This is a genomic window from Dokdonella sp., from assembly GCF_049593775.1.
In the GTDB taxonomy this organism is placed as follows: Bacteria; Pseudomonadota; Gammaproteobacteria; order Xanthomonadales; family Rhodanobacteraceae; genus Dokdonella.
This window is the reverse complement of sequence record NZ_JBAWHJ010000395.1, coordinates 1-10,534: the sequence shown is the minus strand read 5'-3', so window position 1 is coordinate 10,534 and position 10,534 is coordinate 1. Positions and strand designations below refer to the sequence as shown.

The 10,534-nt window shown below is 60.7% G+C and carries 8 protein-coding genes; 4 read left to right on the top strand and 4 right to left on the bottom strand.

Annotation, left to right across the window (positions count from 1 at the left end; all coding sequences use genetic code 11):
* A partial coding sequence (locus WBP53_RS13540; RefSeq protein WP_423929784.1) for a sialidase family protein occupies window positions 1-1,558 on the top strand: 1,558 nt, incomplete at its 5' end.
* Between the two features lie 153 nt (window positions 1,559-1,711).
* On the opposite strand, the gene WBP53_RS13535 is transcribed toward WBP53_RS13540, so the two are convergent.
* The 4 genes from WBP53_RS13535 to WBP53_RS13520 form a co-directional block, all read right to left on the bottom strand.
* On the bottom strand, window positions 1,712-3,646 hold the full coding sequence (locus tag WBP53_RS13535) for a DUF3604 domain-containing protein (RefSeq protein ID WP_423929782.1): 1,935 nt from the start codon (window positions 3,644-3,646) through the stop codon (window positions 1,712-1,714).
* A gap of 443 nt (window positions 3,647-4,089) precedes the next feature.
* Window positions 4,090-5,451: a S8 family peptidase gene (locus WBP53_RS13530; protein ID WP_423929780.1), complete on the bottom strand. Its 1,362-nt coding sequence runs from the start codon at window positions 5,449-5,451 to the stop codon at window positions 4,090-4,092.
* Complete coding sequence (locus WBP53_RS13525) at window positions 5,448-6,170, bottom strand: hypothetical protein (protein WP_423929778.1); 723 nt, start codon at window positions 6,168-6,170, stop codon at window positions 5,448-5,450. Before WBP53_RS13525 ends, WBP53_RS13530 begins: the two co-directional genes overlap by 4 nt.
* The gene (locus WBP53_RS13520; RefSeq protein ID WP_423929776.1) at window positions 6,167-6,796 is read right to left on the bottom strand and encodes an RNA polymerase sigma factor; all 630 of its coding nucleotides are present in this window, start codon (window positions 6,794-6,796) and stop codon (window positions 6,167-6,169) included. The genes WBP53_RS13525 and WBP53_RS13520 overlap by 4 nt, the downstream gene beginning before the upstream one ends.
* Window positions 6,797-6,976: 180 nt before the next feature.
* Here WBP53_RS13520 and WBP53_RS13515 point away from each other — a divergent pair, with 180 nt between their 5' ends.
* From WBP53_RS13515 to WBP53_RS13505, 3 genes are all read left to right on the top strand, one after another.
* Window positions 6,977-7,717: a hypothetical protein gene (locus tag WBP53_RS13515; protein ID WP_423929774.1), complete on the top strand. Its 741-nt coding sequence runs from the start codon at window positions 6,977-6,979 to the stop codon at window positions 7,715-7,717.
* A gap of 128 nt (window positions 7,718-7,845) precedes the next feature.
* Window positions 7,846-8,814: a hypothetical protein gene (locus tag WBP53_RS13510; RefSeq protein WP_423929772.1), complete on the top strand. Its 969-nt coding sequence runs from the start codon at window positions 7,846-7,848 to the stop codon at window positions 8,812-8,814.
* A 73-nt stretch (window positions 8,815-8,887) separates the two neighbouring features.
* Window positions 8,888-10,411 carry a phospholipase D family protein gene (locus WBP53_RS13505; RefSeq protein WP_423929770.1) on the top strand — a complete coding sequence of 508 codons (1,524 nt, stop codon included), beginning with the start codon at window positions 8,888-8,890 and terminating at the stop codon, window positions 10,409-10,411.
* Window positions 10,412-10,534: the final 123 nt, after the last annotated feature.

Below are 10,534 nucleotides of genomic sequence, written 5' to 3'. Positions count from 1 at the left end.
CCCTGATCCGCCACCGCCTACACCCACACCCACACCAACGCTTGATCCGGAATACCGGGCTTCATCGGATTCCCCGTTCACAGCAAATTGTGAGGGGGTGGCCATTGGTGGAAACGTCTATGCAAATGCCGAAGTGGAGCCGCACTTTGCAGTGGATCCCGGCGACCCCCAGCGATTTTTCGGAGCATGGCAGCAGGATCGCTGGTCCAGTGGTGGCGCGCGCGGCCTCGTAGTCGCAGTCTCGAGTGACGGCGGACAAACCTGGGCCCGCAGCACGCCCGCATTCTCGAGATGCGCGGGAGGTACCGCGACGAATGGCGGAGACTATGAGCGCAGCAGCGATCCGTGGGTGACGGTTTCTCCGGATGGCACGGCCTACGCAATTGCCATCGCGTTCAACGGCGCAGCGCTGTCGAGCGGTTCGGATACTTCAGTGCTGGTCAGTCGCTCGACGGACTCCGGATCAAGCTGGAGTGCGCCGACAACCCTCGTGCGCGAATCGAGTGACGTGTTCCATGACAAGCAGACGATCACGGCGGACCCTATTGATTCACGCTTCGTCTACGCAATATGGGATCGAATCTCCACCACCAACTTCGGGCCGACCTGGTTCGCCCGTACGGTCGATGGGGGTGATACCTGGGAAGCTGCGCGCCCGATCTTTGATCCGGGACAGAACAACCAGACGATTGGCAACCTGATCGCGGTACTTCCGAACGGTACGCTGGTCGACATCTTTACTCGCATCGATGCAGCAGCGAACGGTGGAACCTCAGCCTATCTGGACGTCATTCGTTCGACTGACAAGGGCGCGAGTTGGTCAACCTCGACACGCATCGCCAGCCAGTTGACCGTCGGCACAATGGATCCTGAAACCGGCTTGCGCGTGCGCGATGGTGGCCTGGTGCCCTCGGCAGTGGTGGCGCCGAACGGAGACCTTTACGTGGTCTGGCAGGATTCGCGCTTCAGTGGGGGCGCGCGCGATGGCATCGCACTTTCGAGGTCGGAAGACGGCGGATTGACCTGGTCCGCGCCAGTGCGAATCAACAGTAGTGCGGCAGTCTCGGCATTTTTGCCAGCGATCAGCGTGCTTGCCGACGGCACCATTGGTGTCACCTACTATGACTTTCGCAGCAACACGTCCGACAACAGCACCTTGCTGGCCAGCCTCTGGTTGAGTCAGTCGGCCGATGCGCAGACATGGAATGAGTCACAGGTTGCGGGTCCTTTCGATCTGAGCCTGGCGCCACTGGCCACATGGGGCCAAACCACAGGCTACTTCCTGGGTGACTATCAGGGTCTGGCCAGCAGCGGCTCGGTGTTCGTTCCGTTCTATTCGCGATCCGGGACCGGAGGCGCCACGAACCGTACCGATATTTTTGCGGCGCCAGCCGTATCCGCGTCGGCCAGCACTTCGCTGGCGCCAAAATACGTTGCGGTCAAAGCTGCGCCGGTTGTCGTGACCACCGAATACAGACGTCGCATTGCCGATACCATCGAGAAGATCATGAAGATCCGTGTACCCGGCAAGGAAGAAGGATCGGGTCGGGTCGACTGAACGCCTGCAGCGCGCAATCCGTGTGCTCGGTTCGAGCCACCTGACTTTGCCTCGTCATCCGGGAGTCCGATGCCAGGTGCGTCGTGATCAGTGCTGACCACGACGCACCTGGGCTGGCGGGACGACCGCATGCGCGTCCCTTGGCCCATGCGATCAGATGCCTGGGGTGTACCAGATCGGCGAGGAGTAGGCACGCTCCTGGGTCAGCATCGGTACTTCCTTGGGCAGGTCCAGCTTGTAGCGCGCAGCGTCATACGCAGTCCAGCGTGGTGTCGGGATTTCGACGACACGCAGATAATAGAACGCACGCTGGGTCGGATCGAATTCGGGGTCTTTCCACATCTTCACGAATTCGGCCGTACCGATCGTGTTGGTGTAGGTCGCATTGGCCACGTCAACCGTGTCGCCCAACGGCGGCAGCTTGCCTTCGGCATTCACCTGCCGATCACCAGCCCATGCAGCCTCGTAGATCTTCTCCCGGGTTTCACCGTTGGCATCGACCCAGCCCTTTACGATCTGGGCACGATCGAGATTTGCGCCGTCCGGATCCTTGGATACTGCAATGAGAAAGGTAGGTGACTTGCCCGATTCCATCGCGCTGAGATCGCCGCCCATCGGCACGCCCTTGGCGTAGCCCGCTTCGGCGATGTCGCCTTTGGCGTCCTCGGCGTTGTAATCCCAGCCACCAAAGAAGCGAACGGTCATGCGCGGCCCAGTGGTTGCATAGACTTCCTTTCTCTGCATGGCGTCGAACAATGCTTCACGCGTATTCTCGGTCGCCCAGATGGCGGCATAGCCGGATGCGACTTCTTCCCAGCTCATGATCGTGTCGATGGGTGTCTTCACAAACGCATGGCTGGTGCGTTCAGGCGATGGTTCTCCGGTTGCGAGCTTGCCCCAGAAGTTGTCGTCATCGGCTGTTGCAAGGCCTGTGTGCGAGTCGGTGTTGCCGATCTGGCCGAACTTGTAGGGATTGGTGCCGAGCTTGGCCTCCAGCTTCAGGCCGTTCTTGAGTGCCGAACGCACGTATTCGAATTCCAGCATTTCGGTCTTCTTGGCAGCCGTCAGATCCAGGTTGCCCTTGTCCCAGTTTTCGAAATCGGCAAGCTCGTCGTTCGGCGACAGGAATGGGTGAGTTTCACTATCCCCCTTCATCTGTGTCACTTCGTAGATGCGCTCACGGTCCGCGCGCGTCTTGGCGTAGGCACTGTCCACTGGCTGGCCATCATAGGATTTGTCCACCGGAAACATGATGCCGTTGCTCAGGTTGCCGTTGTGCGCGATGGCCAGCACCTGGTCGCCGGTCTTGGTTTCGTAGGCGTCCATCCATTTCCACAAGTCACGTGGATTGGAGCTGCCGGGCGGGTAGTTGGTGAACGGTTCGGCCTGGCGTGCCTTATCGCCGTTGCCACGGAAAATCACGTTGCGATGCATGTTGGCGCCGTTGACCAGTGAGGTCCATTCGTAGCCGATGAAGGCCGTGAACTTGCCGGGTTCGTTGGCATCCTCGGCCGCCTTTACGATGGTGTGCCAGGTCGAGACGAATCCGGGCGAGCCCGGGTTGTACATGATTTCCTTAGGGAACTTGCCTTGGGCGAAGGTTGTGATGATGTCGATCGTCACTTCCTGTTCCTTGCCCTCTTTCATCAAGTCATACCATCCCTTGGCGACCGGGTTGGCCAGCAGTTCCGGTTTGCCCGCCTTGAGGTCGGTGATCAGCCCCATCTGGTCGGAATGGTCGGCGACAACAAGGAAATCAAGCGGCCGCGACAGCTGGGCCTGTTGCAGGCTGGCGCTGGTAACGGCCTCACCCTTGGCGAATCGATAGGCGTCGGCTGGCATCAGCTTCGTTCCCGACGCGCCGGCATCCATGGACAGTGCCGTATGCAGATGCGTGTCACCGAAATAGACATGTGTCGGATAGGCGGGTGCCGAGTCGATTGAAGCCTCGGCCTTGGGCGAAACCTCCGCTACTGGCGCAGACCCGGCATCGGAGCTGGGCACAGGGGCTTCCGGCCTGGAGCAGGCCGTCAGTGCAAGTGCTGCCAGCGTGGCCGCAATGGTCGTTGTGAGGTGGGATGGCTTCATGGAATTGCTCCTGTATGGATGCATGGAGTGTCGGCTGCAAGATCAATCCGCGAGAGGCTGGCATTGGCCGGAGTTGCCAGGAACGGATGAGTCGACAGTCAAAAGGCAAACGAGTGCGAAGGTGGCAGCCGGATCGAGAAGAAAATCGCGTTGCTGCGATACATCGCAGGAACGGGGTTTCAATCAGGCTTGAACCAATCCGGGGCCTGGCTACGGGTCGGGACTTCACTGCCTATTCTAGCAGCCCGTCGGCCCACCTGAAGGCGCGGCGATATTGCAGTCTGCTGCGCCTTGCGCACCACCGCCGCCAGAACGTCCACGCAATCCACCCGTTTGCCTCGGGTGCAATGCGCCAAGACGGGATTCGCATTGCCGGCGCGATGAAGAAGTTCCAGTTGCGCGAACTACGTCATGCTCCGAGTCGGCCGAACCGGCAAGCCGCGTCAGTGAATGCCGGAAGAGAGACCGGAGAGCTGTTCGATGCAGCTGCCTTGAGCGCGACGAACGGCGTGCACGGCGGCACAGGCATCAATCAGGCCGGGCCCTTCTTTTGAGGTCCTGCCAAGCAGTTCTGACAACGCAGGTGCATCCAGACCTGGAACGAGCTGCAGAAGCAGGGCTATCGTGCCGGTTACATGCGCGGTTGCCAGTGAGCTTCCAGAGGCGTAGTCATAACTGCCGCCCGGTTCCAGGGTCAGGATCTGTTCGCCAGGCGCGGCCAGCGCGGCGCCCATACCCAGCCGCACATCCGCAGTGCTCGATCGCACAGCGATGACGCCCGCTACACCCGAAGGGAAGCCTTCAGGTACGCCACCAATCGGCGTGGCTCCGACCACGATCATTCCATCGCTGAAGGCCACATCCAGCAACTGCTCCAGAAGCGGATCATGCGGACCGCCCAGGCTCAGATTGATGATTTGCGCGTCCGAATCGATGGCCGCAGCCAGTGCCTGGGCAAGCGTGAAACTGTTGCAGCGCGCCGCAGATCCGCCGGAATCGACAGGCCAGCACGCGCGGTAGGAGTAAATCGTGACGCCAGGCGATACTCCGACGATGCCGATTCCATTGTTTGCCACCGCTGCAATGACGCCAGCAACTTCGGTAGCGTGCCTGTCCAGCTCCCGAGTTGGCAGATCTACGAAATCGCGTTGCGTGACGATCCGCCCATGCAAATCAGGGTGCGCGGCATCAACGCTGGTATCAATCAGTGCGATACGGATGTCATCACCATTCGCCAGGCGTTGCGCGGTTGCCGCGCCAATCGAATCAAAGCCAATCTGGAGCGCGACATACGGGTCATTGAACTGGGTCTCCAGAGAGTCTCTTCCGGAATCAGCCGATACCCCGGCGGCCTTCGAAAACGTGCTGAATTCCTGCAGCGGCTGTGCCAGGCGAACCCGACGATCCTGACGCAATCTGGCAAGGACATCCTCCCGTTCGCTGCCCGGCGAAATTTCGTACAGCATGCAGCGCACGCGCAGTGGATCAATCGTCCAAGCGGAGACCTCACTCAAGTCATGATCGAGGGCCAGTCGCGCGGATGCCGCCAGCGTTCTTGCGCTGCCGGAGTAGTTTGGCAGCGCACCATAGCCTCGTGCCGAGGACCCGATCATCGGTGCGGGATCCGCCTGCTCTTCGATGGCAACGATGATGCGCCGGTCGTCGTCGGTTGCAGGTTCCTCTGCGTGCAAACTGCTGGCACTCGAAAGCAGCCAGCAAAGCAGCGCTGGCAAGCACCAGCAGAACCTCTCGGAAGACGCACTCGGCCCGGTGGCCGGATCTACTGCGTTGCGTGAGTCGCTCATCTGCCGCGGGCCTGTGAAAGTATCGGCTCGGCCAGGAGAATGTCAGGGCTGCCGCGCAGGCGTTGCAGGGCCTCTCGGGTATGCCGGTCGTGCTCCAGGTCCGTGCTCACTCCGCCATCGGCCGAGCTCTGGTCTGGGGCGAGGGCAAGGATGCTCGCGCCGCGATGGCTGCCGACGATTTGCAGGTTTGCCTCATCCAGCAACTGCTGCAAGCCGCCAACGGAAAGATTCGGCGACGGCACCAGCCGGATAGTCGCGCCTGGAGCCAGCGGCGCTTCGGCGCTCAAGGTGGAATAGTTGCCAGCGCGTTCTGTCGTTGCTCTCGACTGCAAGATGATCGTGCCCAACCCGATCAAGCCGATTGCCTGGATGACGACCGCCGCGGCGAGACCGGCCAACAGGCGTCGCCTGCCTCTGGATGCGCCGGCAGCCTCCCCGCCAGCTCCGAAGACGGTTGAAACGGGTTCAGGGAGTTCCATGTCGGTATCAATGCGATGCATCAGACCCTGCAACGATGCTCTTGCCCGGTCCTTGTCGTCCATCGGGTCATGGTTCATTCGTGCATGAATCCTGCTTTGCAAGGCGAATTCCTCGCGGCAGTCCTGGCAGGTCTGCAAATGGATGCTGGCAGCCTCCAGATCCTCCTCGGAGGCGCTCTGGTTGATAATCCAGGGAATCAGGTCCCAGGTTTGCCGGTGGATGGATTCGGTTGGGTTCATGACGATTCCATTGACGCTTCCGGACCGATATCTCCGGCGATTCGGGGCAGGGTGTTGCGCAGCCGCACGCGCGCACGAAACATGCGCGCCTTTACGGTACCGATCGGGCAATCCATGATTTCGGCGATCTCCTCGCAGGACTGGCCGAGCAGGTAGGCAAGCTCGATCGTCCTGCGCTGGTCATCGGGAAGTAGCGACAGGCCATGTCCCAGCCAGTCGCGTTGTTCCCTGTGTTCCGGACTGGAGCTTTCGTCTGCGATGGCCCCCAGGACTTCCCCTTCAAATGCGACGCGCACGCCTCGATTTTCCTCCGGCGGTCGATCGCGCAGGAATTTCATCAGTGTGCGATAGGCTATCGAAACGATCCACGTGCGGGGTTTTGAATCACCCCGGAACCGGGATGCCCCGCGCCACACCGCCCAGAGTGTCTCGTTGATGACATCATCGACGAGGTCGCGACGATCGGTCGAGTGCATCAGGAATCGATTCAGTGGGGCGTGATAACTCAGGTACAGTTGTTCGAATGCGCTGCGGTCGCCCTGGGCGATCGAACGAATCCAGCGCCGCTCGCACGCTTCGTCCGATTCACGGCCAGATTCCATCCGGCCTTGCAGGGCTTCGTTCATGCACACTCCAGTAATGGAATCCGGGTTCACCCAGCCTATGTACCGCCAACGGACCGAAAAGGTTGCATCGGAAGGCTCGGCCCGGCTGCACGGGTCAGCATACAACCCCCGATGCTCCGCCCTGGCTCCCGAATCATCCGGGGACTGGCCGAGTCGCCGTTGCCATCGCCGTCTGCCTGCATGAGCCAGCTCCGGTTCGGCTTTTCCTCTTGGGGCCTGTTGCTGGGTTGCCTGGCCATGCCTTCGGCGAACGCGGGGCAGTGGGGTGGTGCGATCGGGGCGTCTTCGGAAAACATCTATCGCGGCATCGCGCTCAGTGACGGACAGTGGAGCGGGTACGGCGATATCCACTACGAGTTTTCACCTCGCTGGATCGCCGGTATCGGAGCCAACTCCATCCGTTTGCCCGGCCAGCCCGAGGACATCCAGCTGACCTTCTACCTTGATCGACGCTGGCGCCTCGGCGAGGACTGGATCGCGAAACTCGGATTCGTCCACTACGACACCGTGCGCGCGTCCAATCGGACGGGCTTGCAGTACGACGAGATCAATGCTGCGATCAGCTATCGCGGACGCTGGCTGGGATCCCTGGCCTGGTCACCAAAGGTCGGCAATGCCTATGCGCCTGAACTGAGTCCGGATAGCAGCTGGTTGTGGCTGGAGACGGCCTGGCGCCAATCGCTGGGTGAACGATTCAGCCTCGATCTGGGGCTCGGCTTTGCCCAGGCATCCGGAACGACGCCTGGCGACTACCGCTATGCCAGTGTCGGCTTGAACTATTCGCTGGGTCGCGCATATTTCAGTGCCAGCCATATCTGGACTGACAGGCTGACCTACACCTATGGCTCTGGCGCCAGCGGCTTCGTTTTCGAATTGCCCGCCCAGAACCGCTGGGTGGGTTCTCTGACCTGGACCTTTTGAGTGCATCGCAGGCAAGCGTGGCAATGGTCGGGCCGAAGTTGCTGTCTTGTATTGACACTGCATGCTGGATTGCTAGGGTTGCAGGTCCTGATTGAGCAAGGTCTTTGGCCGTGACGAATTGTCGGTTGGTGTGCGGATTCCTGAGCGTCCTTGCCGTGTTCAACATGACTGGCGTGAACGCCCAGGACACTGCACCGTTCTTCGAGTGTCGCGGGTGTGACGAGTCACAGATGCGCCAGGCGGCGCTCGATGAGCCCGGCCTGGGTGTGCGCATCCTCTTCGACCTGGACGCGGCCCGCCTGCTCAAGTTCAGGGTATTCGAAGATCCGCGATGTGCGGTTGAGGAAGAGCCGGAACAACCTGAAAACCCGGTCGATGGATGTCTGACACAGGGGATTCGTCAGCTTGAGATCTTGCCGGTTGATGCGGCGCTATCGCCACCGTTCGCCGCCATGCTCAACCTGCATCGCAACGCGCCTCCTTTCGTCGAATCCGGAAAGGTGGCGATGCCGATCAGCCTGGTCAACGAGCAACTGGAAGCACCGCAGGCACCATTTGATCCCTATCGGATCGCCTTCGATCGGTTCTCCGCAGGCAGCTACCCACCGTTCGAAGCGGCCGCTGCCAGCGTAATCAGCAACGAGAAGCTCATGCGTCAGCTCAATCCGCCCATCGCCAGCCTGATCTTCGATGTGTGGGCGCCGGTTCGTCTTGCGCGCGTTGCCGATGGTTCGTCATCGGCAAACATTCCGCTGGCCCCTCGTTTCGCCCTGGATGATTTCATCGTCGATTTCGTTTCCGAGGAACGCCAGGCCATGGTCAGCATGCGCTTCACCTCGGCAGACATGGGCATCCTCCAGGCGCGCGATGAAACAGGCGTGCTGCTGCCGGCGCGTGAGGATGTCGAGGCAGAGCGATTCGAACGCCGGTTCAGCGGCGCGGGTGCGCTGGAAAGTGCCAATCGCCTGGGGAACTTCATCAAGTCGAGCGCCGACATCGAATTCGTCGAATTCGATGAAACCTGCGAGTCGGCATATTTGATGACGTGTACCGGCGGTCAGGACGGGCATGCATGTCGCATTGAGTGTTCGCCGTGAGCTGGCGCCGTGATGTGTAGTTTCGAAGGCTGGCATGGTATCTAGTCGGTTTCGAACTCCCGGGGTTCTGCCGATGCAAAGACTGTTCGCCTTGCTGCTGCTTGTGCTTGTGGCGTCTTGTGCACGTCTTCCGCAGCGGGCCGACTTGCCTGAGCAGCTTGCGCTGGCTCCGGCCATGCAGGGATCCATCGCCGAACGTCTCGTTCCGGCTGAAGCCCGACACAAGGGGCAGTCGGGTTTTCGTCTTGTCAGTACCGGATCGGAGGCCTACGCCCTGCGCGCATTCAGCTCCCGGGCGGCCCAGCAGAGCATCGATATCCAGACCTATATCTGGCATGCCGATCTGACTGGCAAGCTGCTGGCACGGCATGCACTGGCGGCGGCTGATCGAGGTGTGCGAGTACGCATTCTTGTCGACGACCTTGATGCGCGCGCCAAGAGCAACGGCTTCGCGGCACTGGATGCGCATCCGGAGATCGAAGTCCGTCTGTACAATCCGTTCGCCAGTCGCAGCGGCAAAATGCGCAAGGCAGGCGAGATGGGAGCCGGGTTCAAGCGACTGAATCACCGCATGCACAACAAGAGCTGGATCGTCGACAACCGCATCGCGATGGTCGGCGGTCGCAATCTGGGCGATGAATACTTTGGTGCCAGCGAAGCGACCAACTTTGTTGATCTGGATCTCTTCATGGCCGGGCCGATCGTGCCCGAAGTCAGCGCGAGTTTCGATCGATTCTGGAATTCGCCTTCGAACTATCCCGTTGCACAACTCGATCCTTCCGGAACCGATGTTGCCGCGCTGAAGCGGTTGCGGGTATCACTTGACCAGAGCGTGGAGCTGCTCAAGACCAGTCCATACAAGAATGTACTCATCGAGAATCCGGCGGTACAGGACATCCTTCGTGACGGAACGCGGCTCAACTGGACTGCTGACTGGCAGTTCGTCAGCGACGATCCGCTCAAGGCACAACTCGAGCCCGGTCAGCGCTCCGCCGTGCTGGCTGTCCTGCTGCCGGCACTCCTCGCCGTTCAGAGTGAACTGCGCCTGATCTCGCCCTACTTTGTTCCTGGCAAGCAGGGCACTCTGGAGCTGGTGAAAATCGCCCGGCGTGGTGCGCAAGTGAAGATCCTCACGAACTCGCTGGCGGCCAACGACGTGGCAGCGGTGCACGCCGGCTACAAGAAATATCGTCCTGATCTGCTCAAGGGCGGCGTGCAGATCTGGGAGCTCAAGCCGGACGGGAAAAAGCCCGGCGGTTACAGCCTGTCGGGTTCCTCGGGATCCAGCCTGCATACCAAGGCCGCGATCTTCGACAGCACGCGGATCTTTGTCGGCTCATACAACCTTGATCCAAGGTCGACCTCACTTAACAGCGAGCAGGGGGTGCTGGTTTCCGATTCCGCCCTGGCCAGTGAGCTGGCCGGCCTGTTCGCGATGGAGATCAAGGGCGATGAATCCTGGCAGGTCAGGCAGATGCCTGACGGGCTCGAGTGGGACGATGGATCCCGAACCTGGGATCATGATCCGGAGGCTCCGGCATCCAAACGCTTCATGGCGTGGTTGATAGGTCTGCTGCCGGTAGAGGCGCAGCTCTAGGGTTCTGCTGCGCCGGGACCTGCGAGTGGCTTTTCCGCTGTCGGCGGACGACTCCATGGAATGCTGCCAAACCGATCCGGTGTTGCACTCTTGACCTGACACGCATGCATCATTGCCGTGGCG

Coding starts and splice junctions, on each gene's coding strand:
- WBP53_RS13530 (WP_423929780.1), bottom strand. CDS start 5,451: ATGAGCGACTCACGCAACGCAGTAGATCCGGCCACCGGGCCGAGTGCG.
- WBP53_RS13525 (WP_423929778.1), bottom strand. CDS start 6,170: ATGAACCCAACCGAATCCATCCACCGGCAAACCTGGGACCTGATTCCC.
- WBP53_RS13505 (WP_423929770.1), top strand. CDS start 8,888: ATGCAAAGACTGTTCGCCTTGCTGCTGCTTGTGCTTGTGGCGTCTTGT.
- WBP53_RS13535 (WP_423929782.1), bottom strand. CDS start 3,646: ATGAAGCCATCCCACCTCACAACGACCATTGCGGCCACGCTGGCAGCA.
- WBP53_RS13515 (WP_423929774.1), top strand. CDS start 6,977: ATGAGCCAGCTCCGGTTCGGCTTTTCCTCTTGGGGCCTGTTGCTGGGT.
- WBP53_RS13520 (WP_423929776.1), bottom strand. CDS start 6,796: ATGAACGAAGCCCTGCAAGGCCGGATGGAATCTGGCCGTGAATCGGAC.